The 26,094-nt window shown below is 51.3% G+C and carries 26 protein-coding genes; 13 read left to right on the top strand and 13 right to left on the bottom strand.

Annotated elements, in window-relative coordinates:
- Positions 1–115: 115 nt before the first annotated feature.
- The gene (xanP, locus tag JM656_RS00310; RefSeq protein WP_192614080.1) at positions 116–1,507 is read right to left on the bottom strand and encodes a xanthine/proton symporter XanP; all 1,392 of its coding nucleotides are present in this window, start codon (positions 1,505–1,507) and stop codon (positions 116–118) included.
- A gap of 226 nt (positions 1,508–1,733) precedes the next feature.
- Here xanP and gltS point away from each other — a divergent pair, with 226 nt between their 5' ends.
- On the top strand, positions 1,734–2,939 hold the full coding sequence (gene gltS, locus JM656_RS00315) for a sodium/glutamate symporter (protein ID WP_203359563.1): 1,206 nt from the start codon (positions 1,734–1,736) through the stop codon (positions 2,937–2,939).
- Positions 2,940–2,980: 41 nt separating this feature from the next.
- On the opposite strand, the gene recG is transcribed toward gltS, so the two are convergent.
- Genes recG through gmk form a run of 5 tightly spaced genes read right to left on the bottom strand, consistent with a single transcriptional unit; the run spans position 2,981 to position 8,890 of the window.
- Positions 2,981–5,062 carry an ATP-dependent DNA helicase RecG gene (recG, locus tag JM656_RS00320; RefSeq protein ID WP_203359564.1) on the bottom strand — a complete coding sequence of 694 codons (2,082 nt, stop codon included), beginning with the start codon at positions 5,060–5,062 and terminating at the stop codon, positions 2,981–2,983.
- A complete protein-coding gene (gene trmH / locus JM656_RS00325; protein ID WP_192614083.1) occupies positions 5,059–5,802 on the bottom strand; it encodes a tRNA (guanosine(18)-2'-O)-methyltransferase TrmH in 744 nt (247 codons plus the stop codon). The genes recG and trmH overlap by 4 nt, the downstream gene beginning before the upstream one ends.
- Positions 5,803–5,806: 4 nt before the next feature.
- Positions 5,807–7,918 carry a bifunctional GTP diphosphokinase/guanosine-3',5'-bis pyrophosphate 3'-pyrophosphohydrolase gene (gene spoT / locus JM656_RS00330; protein WP_203359565.1) on the bottom strand — a complete coding sequence of 704 codons (2,112 nt, stop codon included), beginning with the start codon at positions 7,916–7,918 and terminating at the stop codon, positions 5,807–5,809.
- Between the two features lie 18 nt (positions 7,919–7,936).
- Positions 7,937–8,212 carry a DNA-directed RNA polymerase subunit omega gene (gene rpoZ / locus JM656_RS00335; RefSeq protein WP_000135058.1) on the bottom strand — a complete coding sequence of 92 codons (276 nt, stop codon included), beginning with the start codon at positions 8,210–8,212 and terminating at the stop codon, positions 7,937–7,939.
- Positions 8,213–8,266: 54 nt separating this feature from the next.
- The gene (gene gmk / locus JM656_RS00340) at positions 8,267–8,890 is read right to left on the bottom strand and encodes a guanylate kinase (RefSeq protein WP_203359566.1); all 624 of its coding nucleotides are present in this window, start codon (positions 8,888–8,890) and stop codon (positions 8,267–8,269) included.
- A 256-nt stretch (positions 8,891–9,146) separates the two neighbouring features.
- On the opposite strand from gmk, the gene ligB reads away from it, so the two are divergent.
- Entirely contained in the window at positions 9,147–10,832 is a 1,686-nt protein-coding gene (gene ligB, locus JM656_RS00345) for an NAD-dependent DNA ligase LigB (protein ID WP_203359567.1), read from the top strand.
- Here the strand turns inward: ligB and JM656_RS00350 are convergent.
- Together JM656_RS00350 and JM656_RS00355 are read right to left on the bottom strand one after the other, a co-directional pair.
- On the bottom strand, positions 10,829–11,446 hold the full coding sequence (locus JM656_RS00350; RefSeq protein WP_203359568.1) for a trimeric intracellular cation channel family protein: 618 nt from the start codon (positions 11,444–11,446) through the stop codon (positions 10,829–10,831). The genes ligB and JM656_RS00350 overlap by 4 nt on opposite strands.
- 258 nt (positions 11,447–11,704) lie before the next feature.
- Positions 11,705–12,568 (bottom strand): YicC/YloC family endoribonuclease, encoded by an 864-nt coding sequence (locus JM656_RS00355; RefSeq protein ID WP_192614087.1) that lies wholly within the window; start codon positions 12,566–12,568, stop codon positions 11,705–11,707.
- Between the two features lie 125 nt (positions 12,569–12,693).
- On the opposite strand from JM656_RS00355, the gene rph reads away from it, so the two are divergent.
- Together rph and pyrE are read left to right on the top strand one after the other, a co-directional pair.
- Complete coding sequence (gene rph, locus JM656_RS00360) at positions 12,694–13,410, top strand: ribonuclease PH (protein WP_203359569.1); 717 nt, start codon at positions 12,694–12,696, stop codon at positions 13,408–13,410.
- A gap of 65 nt (positions 13,411–13,475) precedes the next feature.
- Entirely contained in the window at positions 13,476–14,117 is a 642-nt protein-coding gene (pyrE, locus tag JM656_RS00365; protein WP_203359570.1) for an orotate phosphoribosyltransferase, read from the top strand.
- Positions 14,118–14,165: 48 nt separating this feature from the next.
- Here the strand turns inward: pyrE and slmA are convergent, their stop codons facing one another.
- The 3 genes from slmA to coaBC form a co-directional block, all read right to left on the bottom strand.
- On the bottom strand, positions 14,166–14,762 hold the full coding sequence (slmA, locus tag JM656_RS00370; RefSeq protein ID WP_203359571.1) for a nucleoid occlusion factor SlmA: 597 nt from the start codon (positions 14,760–14,762) through the stop codon (positions 14,166–14,168).
- A 115-nt stretch (positions 14,763–14,877) separates the two neighbouring features.
- Positions 14,878–15,336, bottom strand: coding sequence for a dUTP diphosphatase (gene dut / locus JM656_RS00375; RefSeq protein ID WP_203359572.1), 459 nt, complete (start codon positions 15,334–15,336; stop codon positions 14,878–14,880).
- A complete protein-coding gene (coaBC, locus tag JM656_RS00380; RefSeq protein WP_203361183.1) occupies positions 15,314–16,534 on the bottom strand; it encodes a bifunctional phosphopantothenoylcysteine decarboxylase/phosphopantothenate--cysteine ligase CoaBC in 1,221 nt (406 codons plus the stop codon). The genes dut and coaBC overlap by 23 nt, the downstream gene beginning before the upstream one ends.
- Positions 16,535–16,714: 180 nt before the next feature.
- Here coaBC and radC point away from each other — a divergent pair, with 180 nt between their 5' ends.
- From radC to mutM, 4 genes are all read left to right on the top strand, one after another.
- A complete protein-coding gene (radC, locus tag JM656_RS00385; RefSeq protein ID WP_203359573.1) occupies positions 16,715–17,380 on the top strand; it encodes a DNA repair protein RadC in 666 nt (221 codons plus the stop codon).
- A 216-nt stretch (positions 17,381–17,596) separates the two neighbouring features.
- A complete protein-coding gene (gene rpmB, locus JM656_RS00390) occupies positions 17,597–17,833 on the top strand; it encodes a 50S ribosomal protein L28 (protein ID WP_003024071.1) in 237 nt (78 codons plus the stop codon).
- 20 nt (positions 17,834–17,853) lie between these two features.
- The gene (gene rpmG, locus JM656_RS00395) at positions 17,854–18,021 is read left to right on the top strand and encodes a 50S ribosomal protein L33 (protein ID WP_003024094.1); all 168 of its coding nucleotides are present in this window, start codon (positions 17,854–17,856) and stop codon (positions 18,019–18,021) included.
- 98 nt (positions 18,022–18,119) lie between these two features.
- Positions 18,120–18,929, top strand: coding sequence for a bifunctional DNA-formamidopyrimidine glycosylase/DNA-(apurinic or apyrimidinic site) lyase (mutM, locus tag JM656_RS00400; protein ID WP_203359574.1), 810 nt, complete (start codon positions 18,120–18,122; stop codon positions 18,927–18,929).
- Positions 18,930–18,985: 56 nt separating this feature from the next.
- Here mutM and coaD read toward each other — a convergent pair whose 3' ends face one another.
- Both coaD and waaA read right to left on the bottom strand, forming a co-directional pair.
- The gene (gene coaD / locus JM656_RS00405; protein ID WP_203359575.1) at positions 18,986–19,465 is read right to left on the bottom strand and encodes a pantetheine-phosphate adenylyltransferase; all 480 of its coding nucleotides are present in this window, start codon (positions 19,463–19,465) and stop codon (positions 18,986–18,988) included.
- Positions 19,466–19,473: 8 nt separating this feature from the next.
- Positions 19,474–20,751: a lipid IV(A) 3-deoxy-D-manno-octulosonic acid transferase gene (gene waaA, locus JM656_RS00410; RefSeq protein WP_192614095.1), complete on the bottom strand. Its 1,278-nt coding sequence runs from the start codon at positions 20,749–20,751 to the stop codon at positions 19,474–19,476.
- A 403-nt stretch (positions 20,752–21,154) separates the two neighbouring features.
- On the opposite strand from waaA, the gene rfaQ reads away from it, so the two are divergent.
- The 5 genes from rfaQ to rfaY all read left to right on the top strand — a co-directional run bounded on the left by rfaQ (position 21,155) and on the right by rfaY (position 26,024).
- Positions 21,155–22,225, top strand: coding sequence for a lipopolysaccharide core heptosyltransferase RfaQ (gene rfaQ, locus JM656_RS00415; protein WP_203361184.1), 1,071 nt, complete (start codon positions 21,155–21,157; stop codon positions 22,223–22,225).
- The gene (locus tag JM656_RS00420) at positions 22,222–23,346 is read left to right on the top strand and encodes a glycosyltransferase family 4 protein (RefSeq protein ID WP_203359576.1); all 1,125 of its coding nucleotides are present in this window, start codon (positions 22,222–22,224) and stop codon (positions 23,344–23,346) included. Before rfaQ ends, JM656_RS00420 begins: the two co-directional genes overlap by 4 nt.
- The gene (gene rfaP, locus JM656_RS00425) at positions 23,339–24,136 is read left to right on the top strand and encodes a lipopolysaccharide core heptose(I) kinase RfaP (protein WP_203359577.1); all 798 of its coding nucleotides are present in this window, start codon (positions 23,339–23,341) and stop codon (positions 24,134–24,136) included. The genes JM656_RS00420 and rfaP overlap by 8 nt, the downstream gene beginning before the upstream one ends.
- Before the next feature lie 132 nt (positions 24,137–24,268).
- Positions 24,269–25,279 carry a lipopolysaccharide 3-alpha-galactosyltransferase gene (waaO, locus tag JM656_RS00430; protein WP_203359578.1) on the top strand — a complete coding sequence of 337 codons (1,011 nt, stop codon included), beginning with the start codon at positions 24,269–24,271 and terminating at the stop codon, positions 25,277–25,279.
- Positions 25,280–25,319: 40 nt separating this feature from the next.
- Positions 25,320–26,024, top strand: coding sequence for a lipopolysaccharide core heptose(II) kinase RfaY (gene rfaY, locus JM656_RS00435; RefSeq protein ID WP_203359579.1), 705 nt, complete (start codon positions 25,320–25,322; stop codon positions 26,022–26,024).
- Positions 26,025–26,094 lie beyond the last annotated feature (70 nt).

Here is a 26,094-nt window from a genome sequence, read left to right on the forward strand (position 1 = left end):
CCATCCCGCGAAGTGCACATAACTGAGTTATGCACGATTTAGGCGTAATCCTCAAGGCGGGAATAGTGAAAGAGCGTTTCTGTGGCGGCGATTGTCGATCGCCGCCACATTCCGCTTACGGCTTTTCTGGCGGGAAAATCAGGTTCAGAACGATTGCGGTGATACCACCCGCAGCAATCCCGGAGGAGAGCAGGTTTTTCACCCAGTCCGGTGCAAATTGCAGGATCAGCGGCTGTTGGGAAACGCCCAGACCTACCGCCAGCGACAGGGCGATAATCAGGATAGCGCGACGGTTCAACGGTTCGCGCGACACGATACGCACCCCGGAGGCGGCGATGGTGCCGAACATCACGAGAGTCGCACCGCCGAGCACGGGTTCTGGAATGTGTTGTACAAATCCGCTCACTGCCGGGAAAAGGCCCAGGACAATCAGCATCAACGCAACCACAAACCCAACATAGCGGCTGGCAACGCCCGTCAACTGGATCACGCCGTTGTTTTGACCGAAGCAGGAGTTCGGGAAGGTGTTAAACACCGCAGAGACAAACGAGTTCAGGCCGTTAGCCAGCACCCCGCCTTTTAGACGTTTCATATACAGAGGCCCGGAAACGGGTTGCTCAGAAACATCGGAGGTGGCGGTAATATCGCCAATGGTTTCCAGTGAAGTGATCATAAAGACCAGCATCAGCGGCAGCAGAAGATTCCAGTCAATGCCCAGTCCGTAATACAGCGGCGTTGGCACCATGATGACATCCTGCGTGGTCGGGGCGGTATTTTCCGGCAACATACCCATAAACCATGCCATCGCGTAGCCTGCGGCCATGGCTATCACCAGCGAAGCAACCCGCAGGTAGGGGTTACGCTGACGGTTAAGCAGAATGATCAATGCCAGTACGACGCCCGCCAGCAGCAGGTTTTTCGGTGAGCCGAAGGTGTTGTCGTTCATCGCGGCATAACCACCGCCGATGGACGTCAGGCCGACCTGAATCAGCGACAGGCCGATGATCATGACCACCACGCCGGAAACCAGCGGGGTAATGATACGGCGCGCGAGATGCAGTACGCGGGAGAGAATCATTTCGGTGCAGCTTGCCAGCATCAGTGTACCGAACAGCGCCGCCATCATCGTGGGAACATCCGCCCCCCCGGTTTTCAGCGCCGTGCCGCCCATAATCAGCGGGGCGACAAAGTTGAAACTTGTTCCCTGAATCGAGAGCAACCCCGAGCCTACCGGACCCCATGCTTTAATTTGAATAATAGAGGCCACACCGGAGGCGAACAGCGACATGCTGATAATGTGTTGAGTATCCTGGGCCGGCAAACCGAGCGCCTGGCAGATTAACAGCGCGGGCGTGATGACTGCGACGAACATTGCCAGCAGGTGCTGAGAGGCGGCAAAAAGAGTTTGAGGAAGCGGCGGACAATCTTCAAGACGGTAAATCAGTTCGCTGTTTTGAGTCTGCGCAATCGGTTGCGCATTTTCTGACTCGACAGTGTTAACAGACATCAGAGGCAATCCCGTGGTGTAAAAGCGGGCATTTTATCCGACCTGGTGACAAAAGCAAACGTTTGCTAATCGTTATTCTTAATATTTAAAACAGATAAAATCACCTTTTTATATAACTTTTGTACCTTTTCTGATTAAAATCCATGCCGATTACTCGTTAAGAGCTGAGAAATGACCGAGGAATACATCGTTCGCGAGGAGCGATGCGTACTTAAAGGAGCTTAATATGTTTCATCTCGATACTTTATCGACACTTGTTGCCGCAACGCTGACGTTGCTGCTGGGACGCAAGCTGGTCCAGTCTGTCTCCTTTCTGAAGAAATACACCATTCCTGAACCGGTTGCTGGTGGATTACTGGTGGCAATCGCTCTGCTGGTGCTGAAAAAGAGCATGGGCTGGGAAATTGATTTTGATATGAGTCTGAAAGACCCGCTGATGCTGGCGTTCTTTGCCACCATTGGTCTGAACGCTAACATTGCCAGCCTGCGTGCGGGTGGCCGTGTCGTCGGCATCTTCCTGATCGTGGTGGTAGGTTTACTGGTAATGCAAAACGCCATCGGCATCGGTATGGCCAGCCTGTTGGGGCTGGATCCGTTGATGGGGTTGATTGCGGGTTCAATTACCCTTTCGGGTGGACACGGCACCGGTGCGGCGTGGAGTAAGCTGTTCATCGAACGCTATGGCTTCACCAATGCGACGGAAGTGGCAATGGCATGCGCAACCTTTGGTCTGGTGCTGGGTGGGCTGATTGGCGGTCCGGTGGCGCGTTACCTGGTGAAGCACTCCACCACGCCAGACGGTATGCCAGACGATCAGGAAGTGCCGACAGCGTTTGAGAAACCGGATGTCGGGCGCATGATCACCTCACTGGTACTGATCGAAACCATTGCGCTTATCGCCATCTGTCTGACCGTCGGCAAAGTGGTTGCCCAGATGTTGGTGGGAACCGTGCTGGAACTGCCGACATTCGTCTGTGTACTGTTCGTCGGCGTGATCCTCAGTAACGGTCTGGCGCTCGCGGGCTTTTATCGCGTGTTTGAGCGGGCGGTTTCGGTGCTGGGCAACGTGAGTCTCTCACTGTTCCTGGCGATGGCATTGATGAGCCTGAAGCTGTGGGAACTGGCTTCGCTGGCGTTGCCGATGCTGGCGATTCTTGTGGTGCAGACGATCTTCATGGCGCTGTACGCCGTGTTTGTGACCTGGCGCATGATGGGTAAAAACTACGATGCCGCTGTACTGGCTGCCGGGCACTGCGGTTTTGGTCTTGGCGCGACGCCGACGGCGATCGCCAATATGCAGGCGATTACCGAGCGTTTTGGTCCGTCGCATATGGCGTTTCTGGTGGTGCCGATGGTGGGGGCGTTCTTCATCGACATCGTCAATGCGCTGGTGATTAAGCTGTATCTGTTGTTGCCGATTTTTGCGCAATAAGGACAATGCGGCGGTGTGAAAACCGCCGCATTGTTTTAGCTTCAGGCGTTGGAGTAACGTTCGGTTTCCGGCATCCAGCGCTCGATCAACGCCGTAGCCTGTTGTGGATAACGTTCGTGAATATGGCGCGCAATGCGCTGAACTTCCGGAATAATGGCCTGATCGCGCAGTAAATCCGCCACTTTAAATTCAGCGCTGCCCGTCTGACGGGTACCCAACAATTCGCCAGGTCCGCGGATCTCCAGGTCTTTTTGCGCAATCACAAAACCGTCGTTGCTGTCGCGCAGAACCTGCAGGCGTGTCTGCGCCGTTTTTGACAGGGGAGATTTGTAGAGCAGGACGCAGTGCGAGGCCACTGCGCCGCGACCGACGCGTCCGCGCAGCTGGTGCAATTGCGCAAGACCCAGACGCTCCGGGTTTTCAATAATCATCAGGCTGGCGTTGGGAACATCCACCCCCACTTCAATGACGGTGGTCGCAACCAGAAGATGAAGATCGCCCTGCTTAAAGGCAGCCATGATCGCCTGCTTCTCGGCGGGTTTCATTCTCCCGTGCACCAGACCAATGTTCAGCTCAGGCAGGGCAAGTTTCAGTTCTTCACTTGTGGCTTCCGCCGCCTGCGCTTCTAACAGATCCGACTCTTCAATCAGCGTACAGACCCAGTAAGCCTGGCGTCCTTCGTGGGTACAGGCGTTACGCACCCGGTCAATAATATCGCTGCGGCGGGTATCCGGAATGGCGACCGTGGTGACCGGCGTACGGCCCGGCGGCAGTTCGTCGATCACCGAAGTGTCGAGATCGGCATACGCAGTCATCGCCAGGGTGCGTGGAATCGGTGTCGCGGTCATGATCAACTGATGCGGGTGGAAGCCCTGCTGCTGACCTTTCTCCCACAGCGCCAGACGCTGATGCACGCCGAAACGGTGCTGTTCGTCGATGATCACTAACGCAAGGCCGTTAAACTGCACCTGTTCCTGGAAAATCGCATGAGTGCCGACCACCATTTGTACCTGACCGCTGGCGATGGCGTCCTGTTGCGCAAGACGCGCTTTGCCTTTTTGTTTACCGGCCAGCCAGCCCACTTCAATGCCGAGCGGGGCAAACCAGTGGCGGAAGTTATTGGCGTGTTGTTCAGCGAGCAGTTCGGTCGGCGCCATCATCGCCACCTGTTTGCCGTGGGCAATCGCCCGCAGCGCGGCGAGTGCCGCAACCAGCGTTTTGCCGGAGCCGACATCACCCTGCACCAGACGCATCATTGGCACATCCAGCGCCATGTCGCGTTCGATTTCCGCCACCACACGCGTTTGCGCCCCGGTCGGTTTAAAGGGCAGTGAATCAAGAAAACGATTTTTGAGTTCGCCTTGCGCACTGAGCGACAGCGCGTGATATCGCTGCGCTCCGGCGCGCAACGCCAGCATACTCAGGTTATGCGCCAGTAATTCTTCCAGGATCAGCCGCCGCTGCGCCGGGTGTTGCCCGGTTTCCAGGTCGCTGAGCTGGAGCGACGGCGGCGGGCGGTGCAGGGTGCGTAATGCCTCCGGCAGACTCATCATGCCCTGTAGAAGCTCTGGCGGTAACAGCTCGGCAATGGCGCAGGTATCCAGTAAATCCAGTGCCTGATCGGTGAGTTTGCGCAGCGTTGCCTGTTTTATCCCTTCGGTGGTCGGGTAAACGGGGGTGAGCGTCTCCTGCAACTCCGGCGTGCTGAGATCGCCCTGAACGCGGTATTCCGGGTGGAACATTTCTGCCCCGTATTTTCCGCGCTTTGCTTCTCCGTAGGCCAGTACGCGGCGACCTGTCGCCAGGCTGTTTTTCATTGCCGCACTGAAATTGAAAAAACGCATAGTGAGGATGCCAGAGCCGTCGCTGATCTGACAGGTCATCATCCGTCGACCGCCAAACGTGATGTTGCAGTTCAGCACTTCCCCTTCTACGGTGGCGTAAACGCCCGGCAGCAGTTCGCCTATCGGATAGAGATGGGTACGATCTTCATAACGCAGTGGAAGGTGCAGGAGGAGATCCTGTACGGTATGCAGGCCAATTTTCGCCAGTTTACTGCTTTGTGCTGCGCCAACGCCCGTTAGTGAACTGAGCGGAACAGCATCTAACAGGCGCCCTTTCATTTACGCTTTATCCTTCCCGCCGCCTCAATGCAACGTGGATGATTTTGCGTAATATTGGAAGCCTGCATGGTTGCCCACCACGCAGCATCGGCTTCAATTTCGCCTTGCGCATTCACATGAGGGTAAGGCAGGCCTTTGCGTTTAGCCACGTTCGCCAGTACCGGATAACCGCCTTCAAACAGCAGACGCTGCTGCTCGTCTTCCGGCAGCATACTGTTCTCACGTCGGTACATGCCCGCGTTTTGCCGCTGGCGCTGTGCTTCGTAGAGAATCAGTGCCGAAGCGACAGAGACGTTGAGTGACTGCACCATGCCAATCATCGGGATGATGATGTCCTGATCCGCAAGGTCTAATGCTTCTTGCGTGATGCCGGTTTTCTCTTGCCCCATCAGAATACAGGTCGGGCGAGTGTAATCAATTTCGCGGAAATCGACGGCTTTGTCCGAAAGGTGAGTGGCCAGAATCTGCATGTCCTGGCTTTTCAGGTGGGAGACGGCGTCGCTAATGGTGCGGTGAGTCTTCACCTGCACCCAGCTGTTGCTTCCCGCCGCCGAAGAGGCCATGGTGCGCATACGGCTACCTGGCCAGACGGCGTGAACTTCATGTACGCCAACGGCATCTGCGGTACGGATAATCGCAGAAACGTTATGAGGTTTATGGACCTGCTCCATGCAGACGGTCAGATCAGGCTGACGCCTGGCGAGCATCTCGCAGATACGCGCATAACGCTGTGCATTCATAAGGCTAGTTTCGGTTACGGGTGACTTTTATCACGTCCGGCATCACGCGGATTTTGCGCATGATATTCGCCAGATGCACACGATCGCGTGCGGTGAGACGAATAAAGGCGCTATAGACGCGACCATCTTTCTCTTCAGTATTCAAACTTTGAATATTGGAGGTGGTGGTGTTAATTGCCGCAGTCAGATTCGCCAGCGCACCCTGATGGTTAAACATGTCCACCTTGATTTCAGCGATGAACTCCTGCTCCGTCTCTTTATCCCATTCGACGGCCATAAACTTCTCTGGCTCTTTCTGGTAACCACGGATGTTACGGCAGGACTCATGGTGAATAACCAGACCTTTTCCGGGGCTGACGTGAGCGATAATCGGGTCGCCGGGAATCGGTCGGCAGCATTTGGCGAAGGTGATCAGCACGCCATCTGCACCTTTAATCGGCAGATGTCCGTGGCTGGACTGCGCTTGTGTGGTTGCCGAAGCATCACCTTGCTGAAGATTCTTCGCCACTACGACGCTCATGGCGTTACCCAGACCGATTTCCGCCAGCAGATCTTCCAGCGTCGCGAGCTTCATGCGCTCAATTTCGCGCTGGATGCTTTCCTGCGGAATTTCAGCCAGTTTACGGCTGCCGCCTAAGGCATGATTCAGCAAGCGACGACCGAGGCTGACGGAATCGTCGCGCTTGAGATTCTTCAGTAACTGGCGAATTTTGGCACGCGCTTTCGAGCTGACGACAAAGTTGAGCCAGGCGGCATTCGGACGTGCGCCCGGTGCGGTAATGATCTCAACCGTCTGGCCGCTGGAAAGCGGTTGCGACAGCGGATAGGGCTGGCGGTCGACGCGCGCGCCGACGCAGGCATGACCGATATCGGTGTGTACCGCGTACGCGAAGTCGACAGGTGTGGCACCGGCAGGCAGTTCGACAATTCGCCCTTCCGGTGTGAAAACGTAAATCTCATCCGGGAAGAGATCGGATTTAACGCTCTCGATAAATTCAAACGAGCTACCGGCACTCTGTTGTAGCTCCAGCAGGCTCTGCATCCAGCGCTGAGCGCGGATTTGTGCGGTGGTGCTGGTTTCGCCGTGCTCTTTATAAGCCCAGTGCGCCGCAACCCCCATTTCCGCCATCTGGTCCATGTCTTCGGTACGGATTTGTACCTCAACCGGAACACCATGTGGGCCGATCATCGAGGTGTGCAAAGACTGATAGCCGTTCGCTTTTGGAATGGCGATATAGTCTTTTACGCGCCCTGGACGCGGCTTATAGAGGCTGTGCATCTGGCCAAGCACGCGATAGCAGGTGTCGGAATCATGAACGATGACGCGGAACGCGTAGATGTCCATGATCGAGTGAAAACGCTGCTCTTTAAGCACCATTTTGCAGTAGATCGAGTACAGATGTTTTTCGCGACCGCTAACGCGACACGGAATTCCCGCTTCCTGCAAACGCCCTTCAATCTCTGAGAGGATTTTTTGAATCATCTCTTTACGGTTGCCGCGCGCAGCTTTCACCACTTCTTTAATAACGCGATAACGGTTCGGGTATAACGCTTCAAAACCCAACTCTTCGAGCTCGGTTTTAATGTGATGAATACCTAAACGGTGCGCCAGCGGACTGTAAATTTCGAGGGTTTCACGGGCGATGCGGCGACGTTTGTCCGGGCGTAATGAGCCCAGCGTGCGCATGTTATGGGTTCGGTCAGCGAGTTTGATGAGAATGACGCGGATATCCTGCACCATCGCCATAATCATCTTGCGAAAGTTTTCGGCCTGCGCCTCTTTCTTATCGCGGAACTTGAGTTTATCAAGTTTCGACACCCCTTCTACCAGTTCAGCAACGCTTTTACCAAAAAGCTGTTCCATGTCCTGGTAGGTGGCGGGAGTGTCTTCAATCACATCATGCAGCAGCGCCGCCATTAGCGTTTCATAGTCGAGTTTCATCTCGGCCAGAATGCAGGCAACGGCTACTGGATGGGTGATATAGGGTTCACCGCTTGAACGTGTCTGGCCCTCGTGAGCGTCACGTGCAACGAGATACGCCTGCCGCAGACGCTTAATTTGGTCTTCCGGCAGGTAGTGTTGAATCAGTTGATTCAGGCTTTCAAACAGATACAAGGGCGACCCGCTGAGTAATTAACGACGACCTTCAGCAATAGCGGTAACGGCTTGTAATTCAGCGGCTTCCTGCTCTTGCTGTTCCTGGCGTTCACGTACGTCGAGGATCTGGTTGTTGATCAGACCTTCTTCGATTTCGCGAAGCGCGATTACGGTAGTTTTATCGTTTTCTTCCGGTACGAGCGGATCCTTTCCGCCTACCTGCATCTGACGAGCGCGACGCGCGGCGACCAGTACCAGGTCAAAACGGTTACCAATTTTCTCTACAGCGTCCTGAACAGTTACGCGTGCCATACTTAAAATGCTCCACAGGTGAAGAAATGACTGGGCATGATACTGAATGTGGGTTCAGTCTGCCAACAGTTTGCTGATTAAAGCGTCATGACGCTGCTTTTGGCGGCTCATGCGCAGACGTTCGGCGCGAATGATGGTTTTCAGATCGCCGAGGGCGGTATCAAAATCATCATTCACAATGAGGTAATCATATTCGGCGTAATGGCTCATTTCTGCAACAGCTTGCGCCATACGTTTTGCAATGACTTCCTCGCTATCCTGACCGCGACCGCGAAGACGGCGGTCCAGCTCAATTTTGGACGGCGGTAAAATAAAGATACTGCGTGCCTGTGGCATCTTTTCACGAATTTGCTGGGCACCCTGCCAGTCAATATCAAGAAAAACATCCACACCGGAAGCCAGCACTTGCTCAATGGCCTCGCGAGACGTGCCGTAATAATTACCGAACACTTCAGCATGTTCGAGAAACGCCTCTCTGCCAATCATGGTTTTGAATTCATCATGATTCACAAAGAAATAATGTTCGCCATGCACTTCACCCGGACGCGGAGCGCGTGTGGTGTGTGAAACAGAAACCTGGGTGTCATACAACGGTTGGGTTTTCAATAAAGCCTGAATCAGGCTGGATTTACCCGCGCCACTGGGGGCAGAAACAATATAAAGCGTGCCTTGAGCCATGAGTATCTTATGTATGTGATTGTCGAAAGAGAGCCTACATACGAGCTTATTATACACGTCGCCGCTATATGACGTAGCCCTTGTCACACTTTTTGCCCCTGATTATTGCGTTTTGCGTACCTTTTTCCTGATTTACCGTGAAATTACTGCAATGAGTAAAAATGACAGGAAGCCTGCTCGCAGGCTGTGCGTTTGCCGCTCGGTACCGAAATCATTCTGCGCTATACCTGCCGGACAACGTACAGCGGAGGTGCAAATGACATTATGGAAGTACATCGCAATCAGTGTATTGCTGTGCCATTCATCAGCTGGCGCGATTTGCCCCGCCTGGCCGGCAGCCAGGGCTGAAGAGGAAATAGCCCGCTTAACGCGGCAAATCGCGCAGTGGAATGATATTTACTGGAAGCAGGGCATTAGCGCAGTTGATGATACTGTTTACGACCAGCTCAGTGCGCAACTCACACAATGGCGGCGCTGTTTTGGCGAGGAGGCCACTACAGATCCGGCTGCGCCGCCAAAAAATGGCGCAATGTTGCATCCTGTTGCCCATACTGGCGTGCGCAAGCTTGCGGATAAACAGGCGATGCAGCAATGGATGCATCGTCGAAGCGATCTGTGGGTTCAGCCGAAGGTAGATGGCGTGGCAGTGACGTTAGTGTACCGGGACGGTAATCTCATCAAGGCGATTAGCCGGGGGAACGGGCTGGAAGGTGAGGACTGGACGCAACAGGTTCGCCATATTCCATCTGTGCCGCGCACCACAAAAGGAACGCTTGCCAATAGCATCCTGCAGGGCGAAATCTTCCTGCTTCAGGAAAACCATATCCAGCGGCAAATGGGGGGAATGAATGCCCGGGCAAAAGTCGCAGGGATGATGATGCGTGCAGAGCCTTCTTCCTCGTTAAGTGCATTAGGCATTTTTATCTGGGCGTGGCCTGATGGTCCGCAGTCGATGCCTGAACGATTGCAGAAACTGACCGATGCGGGGTTTGGTTTAACACAGCGCTATACCCAACCGGTGATCAACGTCGATGATGTTGAGAAAGCGCGAGAGAGATGGTGGACAACGAGTCTACCGTTTGCAACCGACGGCATCGTGGTGCGGATGGCTAAAGAGCCGGAAGCCCGAAGCTGGCTTCCTGGTGAAGGGGACTGGCTGGTTGCCTGGAAATACACCCCGGTGTCACAGGTCGCAGAGGTGGCGGAAATTCTCTTCACCACGGGAAAGAGCGGGAAAACCGCAGTGGTGGCATCGCTTGTTCCTGTCATGCTGGACGATAAAAAGGTTCAGCGTGTCAATCTTGGTTCCGTCCGACGGTGGGAAGAGTGGGACATCGCGCCTGGCGATCGCATTCTGGTCAGCCTTGCCGGGCAAGGTATTCCGCGTATCGACGATGTTGTCTGGCGGAGTACGCAACGGACTAAGCCAACACCTCCCGGAGGGCATTTGGGGCCACTGACCTGTTTTTATGCCTCATCTGAGTGTCGGGAACAATTCATTGCGAGACTGGTTTGGCTGGGATCGAAATCGGTATTGGATCTGGATGGCGTGGGAGAGGCAGGATGGCGTGCGCTGCATCAGGCACATCGCTTTGAGCATATATTTTCCTGGCTTGCGTTAACTCAGGAGCAATTACAGAACACGCCTGGAGTAGGCAAAGGGAAAGGTGCGCAATTGTGGCATCAGTTCAATATGGCGCGCCGCCAGCCCTTTATCCGCTGGGTTATGGCGATGGATATACCGCTAACGCAGGCGGCGCTTAAGGTCAGCGGTATTCGTTCGTGGGAGTCATTAGTGGCGCAGACAGAGCAATACTGGCGAATGCTGCCGTCAACGGGCGAGCGTCGTGCCAGACAGGTCATACAGTGGAGAGAGAATCCGGAGATAAAAACGCTGAGCCAGTGGTTAGCTGCTCAGCGTATTGCGGGGTTTATGCCTTAGTGGCCTTCGTGATGATAATAAAACACGGGCAAACCCAGCTTGAGACGCAGCGCCAGCAATCTCGCGGTGAAGCCAAATATCAACGTGGAGATAACGACCACATCATGGCTGGAGACGTAGTGCTGAAGCGCTATATAAAGCACGGCAGAAGCAAATGACACGCCGGCGTACAGCTCTTTCTGGAAGACGAGGGGAATGCGTTTACAGAACATGTCACGCAATACGCCGCCAAATACGCCAGTGGTCACTGCGGCAACCACGGCAATGATCGGGCCATGACCCATATCCAGCGCAACCTGAGCACCGATGATGGAAAAGACCACCAAACCCAGCGCATCGAGCACAAGGAATAATTTGCGCAGGTAAGGCATGACGGGGGCGACAATGGTCGTCAGCACCGCGGCCGTCGCCACGATAATGACATACTCAGGATGCTTCACCCAGCCGAGCGGATAATGCCCAAGCAGAATGTCGCGAACGGAGCCGCCGCCAATGGCAGTCGCGGTTGCAATGATGATGACGCCGAAGGTATCCATGCGACGACGACCTGCAGCAAGTGCGCCCGTCATGGCTTCTGCGGTAATGCCAATTAAGTACAAAACGTGTAACAGCATGCCTTCCCCCTGATTTACTGGGGATAAAGGTTAGCGATTTGTGCGCAGTATCACGATTGAGATTTTCTAAGGCGAGATGGTTTTAATAACTTTATCTTATGCAAAATTATGTTGTTCATCATATCTCACGCCTTTTCAGGTTATGATGATGAAAAAGAATGATGAAAATAACTAATAGAAAAAGAGGCAGGTGACTTGAAACAATGGAAATACACGTAGCACCGCTTCATTTTCACGGGCTACGTGGTGAACAATGGCTTACTCGATGTTCTGAATCTGTTCGCGCATTTGTTCGATCAATACTTTCAGTTCAATGGCGGAATTAGTGACTTCTGCATTGATCGACTTAGACGCCAGCGTGTTCGACTCACGGTTGAATTCCTGCATCATGAAGTCCAGACGGCGGCCAACCGCCTCTTTTTTCTTCAGGATGTTGTAGGTTTCTTTCACGTGCGCTTCCAGACGATCCAGCTCTTCTGCCACGTCGATGCGTTGCGCCATCAGCACCAGTTCTTGTTCCAGGCGGTTATTTTCCAGCTGAACCTGAGCGTCTTCCAGCTTGGCCACCAGACGTTCGCGCTGCCACTGTAAGATCTCCGGCATGTGCGAGCGTACTTTGACGACTTCGGCGCTGACGCCTTCAAGACGTTGCTCAATCAGGGCCTTCAGCGCCTGGCCTTCGGTTTCGCGGGCGATGATGAAGTCGTCCAGCGTACCGTCAAGGGCGCTCAGGATTTCTGCCGCAATGGCGTCCAGATCCTGCTCCTGAGCGGCCATGACTCCCGGCCAGCGCAGAATATCAACCGGATTGATTTCCCCTTCATCACTCTGCATTTTGACCCAGTTAGCGGCGGTGACGAGTTGCTTTGCGAGCTTCTCATTCAGAATGAGTTCACCTTGTGCGCTGGCATCGGGTTCAAAACGCAACGTACATTCGACTTTACCGCGCGTCAGGCGCGTGCGAATACGTTCACGAACAACAGGCTCGAGGCTACGAAACTGTTCCGGCAGACGAAAATACGTTTCCAGATAACGCTGGTTTACCGAGCGCATTTCCCAGGTGGCGCTACCCCATTCACCCTTGATTTCACGCCGGGCGTAGGCGGTCATACTGCGGATCATAGACGTTCCTGTTTTTAAAGGAGAGATGGGGGGATTATAGCTATGCATGCCCTGTCAGGATAGGAATAACCGACGGAAGTCCGTATAATGCGCAGCCACATTCGTTTCAAGCCGGAGATCTCAATATGCGTCCAGCAGGCCGTAGCGCTAATCAGGTGCGTCCCGTAACCCTGACCCGTAATTATACAAAACATGCTGAAGGCTCGGTGCTGGTCGAATTTGGAGATACCAAAGTGCTGTGTACTGCCTCTATTGAAGAAGGCGTACCCCGTTTTCTGAAAGGGCAAGGGCAGGGTTGGATTACTGCCGAATACGGTATGCTGCCACGCGCTACGCATACGCGTAATGCGCGTGAAGCGGCGAAGGGCAAGCAGGGCGGCCGTACCATGGAAATTCAGCGTCTGATCGCGCGCGCATTGCGTGCCGCGGTTGATCTCAAGACGCTGGGCGAATTTACTATCACGCTGGACTGCGATGTTATTCAGGCCGACGGTGGTACTCGTACGGCTTCTATCACCGGTGCTTGTGTTGCTCTGGCCGATGCGCTGAAAAAGCTGGTCGAGAACGGTAAGTTGAAAACCAACCCGATGAAAGGAATGGTAGCTGCGGTATCCGTGGGTATCGTGAATGGCGAAGCGCTGTGCGATTTAGAGTATGTTGAAGACTCTGCTGCAGAAACCGATATGAATGTGGTGATGACTGAAGATGGCCGCATGATTGAAGTTCAGGGGACGGCAGAAGGCGAGCCGTTCAGCCACGAAGAACTTCTCACCTTGTTGGCGCTAGCCCGAGGGGGAATCGAATCTATTGTAGCGACGCAGAAGGCGGCGTTAGAAAATTGATTTTTAAGGCGACTGAGAAGTCGCCTTTTTTTTGTCTGAAATAAAGTGAGATGAGGAGCGAATCCATGAAACCGTATCAGCGCCAGTTTATTGAGTTTGCGCTTAACAAGCAGGTACTAAAGTTTGGCGAATTTACGCTGAAATCCGGGCGCAAGAGCCCCTATTTCTTCAATGCCGGACTGTTTAATACCGGGCGCGACCTGGCTCTGTTAGGTCGTTTCTATGCGGAAGCGCTGGTGGATTCCGGCATTGAATTCGATTTGCTGTTTGGCCCTGCATACAAAGGGATCCCGATTGCCACCACAACTGCAGTTGCGCTGGCGGAGCATCACGACAAAGACCTGCCATACTGCTTTAACCGTAAAGAAGCCAAAGACCATGGGGAAGGCGGCAATCTGGTCGGTAGTGCGCTACAGGGGCGCGTGATGCTGGTAGACGATGTGATTACTGCCGGCACCGCGATCCGTGAATCGATGGAGATTATTCAGGCGAATGGCGCAACGCTTGCGGGCGTGCTGATTTCATTGGATCGTCAGGAGCGTGGACGTGGCGAGATTTCAGCCATTCAGGAAGTGGAACGCGACTATCGCTGTCAGGTGATCTCTATTATTACGCTGAAAGACTTGATTGAGTACCTGAGTGAGAAACCAGAGATGGCTGAGCATCTGGCTTCCGTTCGCGCGTACCGGGAAGAATTCGGGGTGTAATTTCGCCTGAAATGCCCGGTAGCGTTTCGCTTACCGGGCAATAAAGAGTTACTGCAACTGTGCGGCAACCAGCGGCCAGCGGGCGTCGAAATCGTCCGTCGGTCGGTATTTGAATTCGCTGCGAACAAAACGTGACAGCATGCCTTCACAGAACGCCAGAATCTGGCTCGCCAGCAGCGTTTCTTCCGTGACGTAACCTTCGCCTTCACGCATTCTCTTTTCCCGCAAAACCTGGCGCAACTGCGCTTCGATACGTTCAAAGAGCTGATTGATTCGCCCTTGCAAGCGGTCTTGTTCAAACATTAATGCGTGTCCGGTGAGAATACGCGTCAGACCGGGATTGCGTTCGCCAAATCCCAAAATCAGCAACACAATCAAACGCAAGCGTGTGCTGGTGTCTTTCTCATCTTTCAAAATTAAATTGATACGGGTAATCAGACTATCTTCGATAAACTCAATCAGGCTATCGAACATGCGCGTCTTGCTGGGAAAATGGCGATACAGCGCAGCTTCAGAAACGCCGACGGAAGCTGCCAGTTTTGCTGTCGTGATGCGCTGGCTTCCATCGCTGGATTCCAGCATCAGAGCCAGAGACTGAAGTATTTCTTCGCGACGATTCCGTTTCGCAGTTTGTTTTTCTGCCATGTTACAAAATACCCCTGAAAATAAGCACTTGCCAGGCTGGCACCCACACTACGACCGCAAACTCAGGGTTTGCGGTAATATTATGACGTTATTGCGTAGTGGGATACGTGACGTACTACTTGCGTCCTGAATGGCCGAAGCCGCCTTCACCACGGTCAGTGGCATCAAAATCTTCCACCAGATTAAATTCGGCCTGCACAACAGGAACAAAAACCATCTGTGCGATACGTTCGCCAGGCTCAATGGTGAAGCTGTCCTGACCACGGTTCCAGACGGAAACCATCAACTGGCCCTGGTAATCTGAGTCGATCAAGCCGACCAGGTTGCCCAGCACGATACCATGTTTATGACCCAGGCCGGAGCGCGGCAGAATAACGGCTGCCAGAGAGGGATCGGCGATATGAATAGCCAATCCTGTCGGCAGCAACGTCGTTGCGCCAGGCGCCAGCTCTACGGCGGCGTCGAGACAGGCTCGCAGGTCAAGTCCGGCGGAACCGGAGGTGGCATATGTCGGAAGCGGGAACTGCTGTCCAACTCGCGGGTCCAGAATCTTAACGTCGATTTTTTTCATCATAACGGGTCACGATCTCGTCGAGTAATAATTGGCCGAGGAGTTCTTTACGCTCAAGCGGTAAGACTTTATCTCCATCCTGCCAGAAAAGGTGCAAAGCGTTGCTGTCGCTGTTAAAGCCTTGAGTTGTAATCGAAACATCATTCGCGCAGATCATATCAAGGTTTTTACGGATACGTTTTTGCCGGGCATATTCTTCCACATTATTCGTTTCGGCGGCAAACCCAACAACAAAGGGACGATTAGCATCAAGTGCGGCGACCCCGGCGATAATGTCAGGGTTTTTGACCATTTTTATTGTTAATTCATCACCCTGAGTGGCTTGTTTCTTGATTTTTTCATTCGCGACAGAGGCAGCCCGATAGTCAGCCACTGCGGCACAACCGATAAAAATATGCTGCTGTTGCGCCGCCGCCTGGACTGCCGCTTCCATTTCCAGCGCAGTCATCACATCAACACGCTGAACAAAAGGCGGTGTCGGCAGTGATACCGGCCCGGAAACCAGCGTCACATTAGCCCCGCGCCGCGCGGCTGCGGCGGCAATCGCGAATCCCATCTTGCCGGAGCTGTGGTTAGAGATATAGCGCACCGGGTCGAGTGGTTCGCGCGTTGGACCCGCCGTAATCATGATGTTGAGATGTTGCAGATCGTTGACAGGCGAAAAATGTGCTGCGGCCATGTCCACAATCGTTAACGGGTCGAGCATGCGACCAGGACCCACGTCTCCGCATGCCTGGTTTCCGCTGTCCGGGCCCCAAATCAGCAAGCCGCGGGAGGCAAGAATGCTCAAATTATGCTGCGTTGCCGTGGCGCGGTACATTTGCTGGTTCATCGCCGGGAGCACGGCAACCGGTGACGGCGTGGCCAGACAGATCGTTGAGACCAGATCATTCGCCATACCGGCAGCGACGCGGGCAATCAGGTCGGCCGTCGCCGGAGCGAGGATAACCAGATCGGCCCATTTCCCCAGCTCAATGTGACCCATGGCCGCTTCGGCTGCGGGATCCAGCAGGCTGTCGGAAACGGGGTAGCCCGAAACCGCCTGTAAACTCAGAGGGGTAATAAAGGCTTTTGCCGCTTCAGTCATTACCACGCGGACATCGGCGCCGCGTTCGCGCAAACGACGTACCAGTTCCGGGGTTTTATAGGCCGCAATGCCGCCGCTAACACCGAGAACGATTTTTTTACCGGCCAGGCTCATCATGATCTTTCCTGTGGGGTGTTGGGTTTCACCAGAAGGCGGATATTTTATCACAATCCTTAGCGCGTCGTGTTTTTGCCCGCGATTCACTTTGCGAAGCGGTACGCAGGAGTGATAACAGGGCGTCGAATCCCCTGAGTGGCTGTGCCAACATGTGGCATGACTAAGGGGAGGGTGCGTATGGATACCGCAGAAAGTTTGATGCCTCGGGAAAAAATGCTGCAGTCAGGAATTGGTTCCCTCAGCGATGTGGAGCTTCTGGCCCTCTTTCTGCGTACGGGAACGCCAGGAAAAGATGTGATGACGCTGGCGAAAGAGATGCTCTGTCATTTCGGTTCGCTCTACGGCCTGCTGACGGCTGATTTTATACAGTTCCGTTCCCTTTCTGGGGTGGGCATTGCTAAATATGCGCAGCTAAAAGGGATTGCAGAACTGGCCCGGCGTTACTACAACGTGCGGATGATGGAGGAAAATTCGCTGCTGAGTCCGGAAATGACGCGGGAATTTTTGCAAAGCCAGCTCATGGAAGAGGAACGGGAGATCTTTCTGGTGATCTTTCTTGATGCCCAGCATCGCGTCATTACCCACAGTCGTCTTTTTGCCGGAACGCTCAGCCATGTTGAGGTGCATCCGCGTGAAATCATCCGCGAGGCGATAAAATTAAATGCGTCGGCGGTGATCCTTGCACATAATCACCCTTCGGGGTGTGCAGAGCCGAGTAAAGCGGATAAACTCATCACCGAGCGTGTGGTAAAATGTTGCCAGTTCATGGATATCAGAGTACTTGATCACCTTGTGATTGGGCGCGGAGAGTACGTTTCTTTTGCCGAACGTGGCTGGATTTAGAGCACTTTGCGCGATCCAGTGGGATCTTTGTCTGTTCGGGACTTGAGCACACCGCTTACACAGCGTATACTACGCCACCTTTGAGAATCTCGGGTTTGGCATTTGGGCCTGGCAATCGAGAGTTCGCTTAGAACTGCGATAACCGGGCTGAGAAGCCTGACGAGGCGCCAATACCCCATACGAAGCTCGAGCTAATTTGATTTTTGGAGAATAGACATGTCCCGAGTCTGCCAAGTTACTGGCAAGCGTCCGGTGACCGGTAACAACCGTTCCCACGCACTGAACGCGACTAAACGCCGTTTCCTGCCTAACCTGCACTCTCACCGTTTCTGGGTTGAGAGCGAGAAGCGTTTTGTCACCCTGCGTGTATCTGCTAAAGGTATGCGTGTTATTGATAAGAAAGGCATCGAAACAGTTCTGTCTGAACTGCGTGCCCGTGGCGAAAAGTACTAAGTACTAAGAGGAAATAAATCATGGCTAAAGGTATTCGTGAGAAAATCAAGCTGGTTTCTTCTGCTGGTACTGGTCACTTCTATACCACTACGAAGAACAAACGTACTAAGCCGGAAAAACTGGAACTGAAAAAATTCGATCCAGTTGTTCGTCAGCACGTTTTATACAAAGAAGCGAAAATCAAATAATTTTCGTTTTGATGTAAAGAAAAACCCTGCCTCGGCGGGGTTTTTTGTTTTCTGGCTGTCCCCATAATAAAAACATATCAAACAGTGCCGGAGACGCTATGCCTGAATTACCTGAAGTAGAAACCAGCCGTCGTGGGATTGAACCCCACCTGGTCGGGGCAACCATTTTGCACGCCAACGTGCGCAATGGGCGTTTACGGTGGCCTGTATCAGAAGAAATCTACCGTCTGAGCGATAAGCCCGTACTGAGCGTGCAGCGCCGTGCCAAATACCTGCTGCTGGAGCTACCGGATGGCTGGATAATCATTCATCTGGGGATGTCAGGCAGCTTACGTATCCTCCCCGAAGAACTCCCTGCAGAAAAGCACGACCATGTTGATTTGGTGATGAGCAACGGGAAAATTCTCCGCTATACCGATCCGCGTCGCTTTGGCGCATGGCTGTGGACGAAAGAGCTGGAAGGGCACAATGTCCTGGCACACCTTGGCCCGGAGCCGCTGAGCGACGATTTCAACGGCGAGTATCTGCAACAGAAATGCGCAAAGAAGAAAACGGCCATAAAGCCGTGGTTGATGGATAACACGTTGGTGGTGGGTGTCGGTAATATCTACGCCAGCGAGTCGCTGTTTGCGGCAGGCATCCATCCTGACCGTCTGGCCTCGTCATTGTCGCAGGATGAGTATGTGCGGCTTGTACGTGTGATTAAGGCTGTTTTACAGCGTTCTATCGAACAGGGCGGGACGACGTTGAAGGATTTCCTGCAAAGTGATGGTAAGCCCGGGTATTTTGCCCAGGAATTGCAGGTGTACGGACGTAAAGGTGAACCTTGTCGGGTCTGTGGCACACCGATTATCGCCACCAAACATGCTCAGCGCGCGACGTTTTATTGTCGTCAGTGTCAGAAGTGATTGAAGGGGTGAGTGGTTGCATGCCGGATTAGCGCCAACGCTATCCGGCATCGTCGTTACTTCAGCTTATCCATCAGTGCCTGATGGACGTTGGCTGGCAGGAAATGGGTAACATCGCCCTGATGACGCGCCACCTCTTTGACCAGCGAAGAAGAGATAAATGACCACTCTTTGGAGGGCATCAGGAAGACACTTTCCAGTTCAGGCATCAGATGGCGATTCATGTGCGCCAACTGCATTTCATACTCAAAATCCGCCACCGCACGCAGTCCACGAATCAGAATGCTCGCCTGTTGTTCGCGAGCGAAGCTCGCCATTAAGTCGCTAAACCCCATCACGTCGACGTTACCGAGATGCGCCGTCGCCTGTTGCGCCAGCTCCACACGTTCTTCAAGTGTGAACATCGGTTTTTTACTGGGGCTGGCGGCAATGGCCAAAATCACGCGATCGAACATTTGAGTCGCACGTGTCACGATATCGATATGACCGTTAGTAATCGGATCGAAGGTACCCGGATAAATTGCCCGTTTTTGCATGACAGCCCTCAATGCGTTTTAGGTGGCAGATAGGGTTCCAGCAGTTGTAGCAGACGCTGAAGCGCGCCCTGGTTTTGATACAGCACTTCAACAGCATGGCGACCATAGAAATTACGGTAATCGGCATCGGTCAGCAAAGAAGAGACTTCTTTTGCCAGTGTTATGTCATCGGTGACGGTGATAAGACCACTTGCCTGCTCCAGCCGGGCGCAAATATCTTTAAAATTAAAGGTATGCGGTCCCATTAATACCGGGATAGCGTGCGCAGCGGCTTCCAGTGGATTATGCCCGCCCCGATCAACCAGTGAACCGCCGACGAAAGCGAGATCCGCAATACCGTAGAGCAACATCAACTCGCCCATGGTGTCGCCAATGACCACCTGAGTACTGGCGGAGGGGACTTCTCCTGAGGAGCGTGTGGTAAAGCTTAGTCCAGCCTGGCGCACGAGGTTAATCGCATCCGGAAAACGTTCAGGATGTCGGGGAACCAGAATCAGCAGCAGATTGGGAAACTGGTGTAGCAACGCCTGATGCGCGGCGATAATCACGCTTTCTTCACCGTCATGGGTACTGGTGGCAATCCACACGGGACGATGCGGCGCCCACTGACGACGCAAGGTGACGGCTTTGGCCGCAAGTTGTGGGGTGACAGAAATATCGAACTTCAGGCTACCGGTGACGGTAACTTGATTGCTTCTCGCCCCCAGCGTTACGAAACGCTCACCGTCTTCGCCATTTTGCGCCGCAATAAGCGTAATTCGACGCAGTAGTGTGCGGACAAATTTGCCCAGCTTTGCGTAACCCGCTGCTGACCGTGCAGAAAGGCGCGCATTGGCAATCACTAATGGAATATGGCGTTTGTGCAGTGCAGCAATCAGATTTGGCCACAGCTCAGTTTCCATGATCAACACCAGTTTGGGGTCGACTTTATTGAGGAAACGATTGAGTGCGTCTGGTAAATCATAAGGCAGATAGACGTGCTGAACATCGCTACCAAAAGCGGACTGCACGCGCTCTGAACCCGTAGGCGTCATGGTTGTGACCGTGATCGGAAGATCCGGATAACGGTGACGCAGAGCACGGACTAAAGGTATTGCGGCCAGTGTTTCACCCACGGAGACGGAGTGCAGCATGATCCCGCCGGGTTTCAGTGGGCGACGGTAAAATCCGTAGCGTTCACCCCAACGTTTTCGATAGGCTGGCGCCTTACGTCCGCGCAACCAAAGCCGTATCCAGATCAATGGCTGAATAAGGTAGAGAAGGGCGGTGTAAAGCAATTCGAGCATAATAAATAGCTGACTTAGGGATGTGCTGGGGATTCTATGTATTTAGCTCAGGCTTTACCATTACTTTTCCTATTTTTGAATCAAATAGCTTGAAACGTGGATAAAGAATGCAGGAGGCCACAGTTTTTTTGTATTTTTATGCGATTCATTGATTTTCCCCTGTAACGCAATCTTAAATGGCCGTATTAGCTCGGTGTGCTGTTTTTTATTCCACTGATTATAAAAGAAAAAAAATGCGACGCGCTTAAAATTTATTCATATCGGATCGCGACGAAAGAAGTGTTACACTAACATGCACAAAGTAAGTGCGCGTATCAGTATTCAGGTAGCTGTTGAGCCTGGGGCGGTAGCGTGCTTTTTTTCTGCTTACCTTTACCGGAAAATCACAACAAAAGAGTCGCTTGTGGATAAGCCATTTAGAAAAATCCTGGTCGTAAAGATGCGTTTTCACGGAGATATGTTACTCACGACTCCCGTTATTAGTACGCTAAAGCAGAATTACCCTGATGCAAAAATCGATGTACTGCTTTACCAGGACACAATGCCCATTTTGTCTGAAAATCCTGAAATTAATGCTCTTTACGGCATAAAAAATAAGAAAGCCGGCGCGATGGAGAAAATTTCAAACTTCATTCAACTGGTCAAAACGTTACGGGCAAACCAATACGATCTGATCGTAAATTTGACCGACCAGTGGATAGTCGCTCTGCTGGTGCGAATGCTGAATGTTCCGGTCAGGATTTCACAGGATTATAGCCACCGTCAGTCCTCATTTTGGCGAAATAGCTTTACTGCCATGGCGCCACTGCAGGGAGCGAATGTGGTGGAGAGTAACTTATCCGTTCTGGCTCCATTAGGGGTCACGTCGAACGTGGCTCGCACGACCATGAGCTATAACCCGTCTTGCTGGGAGCGTGTGCGCAGCGAGTTAGATAGGGCGGGGGTCGGCGAGCGTTATGTGGTGATCCAACCCACCGCACGCCAAATTTTTAAGTGCTGGAATAACGAGAAGTTTTCACAGGTCGTTGATGCTTTGCACGATCGTGGCTACGAGGTTGTGCTGACTTCCGGACCCGGGCAGGACGATTTGGCTTGTGTTGATACCATTGCTCGGGGCTGTAAAACACAACCTGTTACGGCGCTTGCCGGTAAGGTGACGTTTCCAGAACTGGGGGCGTTGATTGATCATGCCGATCTGTTTATTGGCGTAGATTCAGCGCCTGGACACATTGCCGCCGCCGTCGATACTCCGCTGATTTGCCTGTTCGGGGCGACGGACCATAATTTCTGGCGGCCGTGGTCGAATAATATGATTCAATTTTGGGCGGGTGACTATCGCGCCATGCCTCCACGCGAGCAGCGCGATCGCAATGAAATGTATCTTTCCGTTATTCCGGCAAGTGACGTTATTGCGGCTGTTGATAAGCTGCTGCCATCAGGTTGCGTTTCTTCTGTGGCGGATACCCCATCATGATCGTCGCATTTTGCCTGTACAAATATTTTCCCTTCGGCGGTTTACAGCGTGATTTTATGCGCATTGCGCAGACCGTCGCCTCGCGCGGTCATCATGTCCGGGTCTATACCCAGTCCTGGGAAGGCGAGTGCCCGGATGATTTTGAACTGATCCGGGTTCCAGTGAAATCGCGCACGAATCATGGTCGTAACGCTGAGTATTATTCCTGGGTGCAGGCGCATATGCGTGAGCATCCGGTTGATCGGGTTGTCGGGTTTAATAAAATGCCGGGGCTGGATGTCTACTACGCCGCCGATGTCTGTTATGCCGAGAAAGTCGCACAGGAGAAAGGTTTCTTTTACCGGTTGACGTCACGGTATCGCCATTATGCAGCCTTCGAGCGTGCAACCTTCGAGCAAGGTAAGCCAACGAAATTGCTGATGTTAACGGATAAGCAGATAGCCGATTTTCAGAAGCATTATCAGACTGAAGCCGATCGCTTTCACATTCTCCCTCCGGGAATTTATCCGGACAGAAAATACAGCCAGCAAATTCCAGATAGCCGGGAAATTTACCGTCAGAAAAACGGTATCACAGAGCAACAGAATTTACTGTTACAGGTCGGTTCTGATTTCACGCGTAAAGGTGTCGATCGATCTCTCGAGGCGCTTGCTTCATTACCTGAGGCTCTGCGGCATAATACGCTACTGTTTATTGTGGGTCAGGATAAGCCGAGAAAATTTGAATCTCTGGCAGAAAAGCTGGGCGTAAGAGCAAATGTCCATTTCTTTTCTGGCCGTAATGATGTGGCTGAGTTAATGGCCGCCGCCGACATATTATTACACCCTGCTTATCAGGAAGCTGCCGGTATTGTTTTACTGGAGGCGATCACCGCGGGATTACCGGTTCTGACCACCTCCGTTTGCGGCTACGCACATTATATTGTGGATGCAAATTGCGGTGCAGTGATTGAAGAGCCTTACCGACAAGAAGGGTTAAATGAGATTTTACGCAAAGCGTTAACTCAACCTTCATTGCGTGCAGCCTGGGCAGAAAACGCCAGGCATTATGCTGATACACAAGATTTGTACAGTCTGCCAGAAAAAGCGGCGGATATTATTACAGGTGATTTGGATGGTTGAGCTGAAAGAGCCGCTGACCACGCTATGGCGAGGTAAAGATGCGTTCGAGGAAGTGAAAACGTTGCAAGGTGAAGTCTTCAGAGAACTGGAGACCCGCAGAACACTGCGATTTGAACTGGCCGATAAAAGCTACTTCCTTAAATGGCATAGAGGCACGTCCCTAAAAGAGATCGTCAAAAATCTACTCTCACTGCGTATGCCAGTGCTAGGCGCCGACAGAGAGTGGAATGCGATTCATCGCCTCCGTGATTTAGGCGTAGACACGATGCACGGCGTGGGGTTTGGTGAAAAAGGCGTGAATCCGCTGACCAGAACTTCCTTCATCATTACCGAAGATCTCACCCCCACCATCAGTCTGGAAGAGTATTGCGCTGACTGGGCAACGAACCCTCCTGATGTAAAAGTGAAGCGGATGATCATTGAGCGTGTTGCTACGATGGTGCAAAAAATGCATGCAGGCGGAATCAATCATCGTGATTGCTATATCTGCCACTTCCTTCTGCATCTGCCTTTCTCAGGTGAGGAAAAAGGCCTCAAGATTTCGGTTATTGACCTACATAGGGCGCAGATTCGTCATAGCGTTCCACGCCGCTGGCGCGATAAAGATCTCATCGGTCTCTATTTTTCCTCAATGAACATCGGCCTGACTCAGCGGGACGTTTTTCGCTTTATGAAGGTTTATTTTGGTTTACCTCTGAATGTCATCTTTCAGCGGGAAGATGAGCTTATTAAAAAAGCTAAAATAAAAGCAGAAAAAATCAGAGAAAGAACGATTCGCCGGTCGTTATAAATAAATTATTGCGAGTATTGTCGATTTACAGGTCAGGATGAAGTTCAGCGCTTCATCTTTTTCCGAATTGAATAAAAGGCGGTGCAGAGTAATATCAACCGCACTTTCAAATATATTGGGTAACTATTAAATATGTCACAGTTTAGTGATAAAGACGTCATTCTTTCTGTCATGGAGTATAACTTTCATAACAGAACATCTGAAAATAATTTTAATATAGCGTTTGGCATAGATAAAAATTTTCTTTTTGGATGTGGTGTATCTATTGCTTCTATATTATTAAGTAATAAATCGATAAACTTTGACTTTCATGTTTTTACTGATCATTTTAGCGAAGATGATCAGAAAAGATTTTCTGCATTAGCCGAACAATATAAAACCTGTATCAAAGTCTATTTAATAGATTGTAATAAATTAAAGTCATTACCCAGCACAAAGAACTGGACATATGCGACGTATTTCCGTTTTGTTATTGCCGATTATTTTTATGGTAAGCTGGATAAGCTTTTGTACCTTGATGCTGATATCGCCTGTAAAGGCAGTATTCAGGAACTGGTTGATTATTCATTTACGGAGCATGAGATTGCTGCGGTAGTCGCAGAAAGAGATATCGAATGGTGGACTGACCGTTCTGTAACGCTGACAACTCCTGAGCTTGTATCTGGATATTTTAATGCAGGTTTTTTGCTTATTAATATTAATGAATGGCAAAAAAATGATATTTCAGTTAAAGCCATTGAGATGTTGCGAGTTCCTGAGTGGGTGGCCAAAATTACGCATTTGGATCAGGATGTTTTGAACGTTCTTCTTGTTGGAAAAGTGAACTTTATTGATGGGAAATATAACACTCGATTTAGTATCAATTATGAACTGAAAGATAAAGTGATTAACCCGGTCAATGATGAAACCGTGTTTATTCATTATGTTGGACCGACAAAACCCTGGCATGAATGGGCAAACTATCCAGTTTCGCAAAGCTTTATTTATGCGAAAGAGCATTCTCCTTGGTGTAATGTCGCTCTGCTCCAGCCTGCAAATAGCAACCAATACAGATATTGTGCCAAGCATAAATTTAAGCAGAAAAGATTTCTTCAGGGCGTGTTAAATTACATAAAATATTACAAGGCTAAAACGATTAAATAATAAAAGACCTTTTAATAGTAACTAATATAATGGCTATCCCATGATTCATAAAAAAAAGATTAAAGATTTAACTGTATTCATAAAAGATAATGATCCTTTTTATGAGAAAATATTAAATGATTTTCTCAATTTCGATCTCAAAATACTGAAGGTATTTCGCTCGATTGATGATACAAAAGTCATTTTGATTGACACACCTCGAGGTCCGATTGTATTAAAAGTCTTCGCACCAAAGCATAAAAAGATAGAGCGATTTCTTAAATCGTGTATAAAAAAAGACTATTATGAGAATTTGATCTACCAAACTAATCGAGTTCGTAGTGAGGGGGTCAATTCTATTAATGACTATTATTTGCTTGCAGAGTATAAAACATTAAATTTTGCACATTATTTCATAATGCTCATCGAGTATATTGAAGGCGTTGGACTAGAAGAATATAAAGAAATACCTGCAGATATAAAACTGCAACTTGCTGAATCAATTAAAGAGTTACATGCTCACGGTATGGTTTCAGGAGACCCTCACAAGGGTAACTTTATTGTTTCTGAAAAAGGTCTTCGCCTGATAGATTTATCAGGTAAAAAAATAAGTCCTGTATTGAAGGCTAAGGACAGAATTGATCTAGAACGCCATTATGGTATAAAAAACGAAATTCAAGATTCAGGATATAACTCGTTGCTCTTTAAAAAGAGATTGAAATCTATAATCAGGGATATAAAAATAAAGCTCGGGTTGAAAAAATAGTAACAAAATTGAACGACTAAACTCCGACACAATATCAATGTATTGATGCTGTAATATCTATGAAAACGAA

Source organism: Citrobacter sp. R56, from assembly GCF_016811995.1.
GTDB classification, from domain to species: domain Bacteria; phylum Pseudomonadota; class Gammaproteobacteria; order Enterobacterales; family Enterobacteriaceae; genus Citrobacter_D; species Citrobacter_D enshiensis.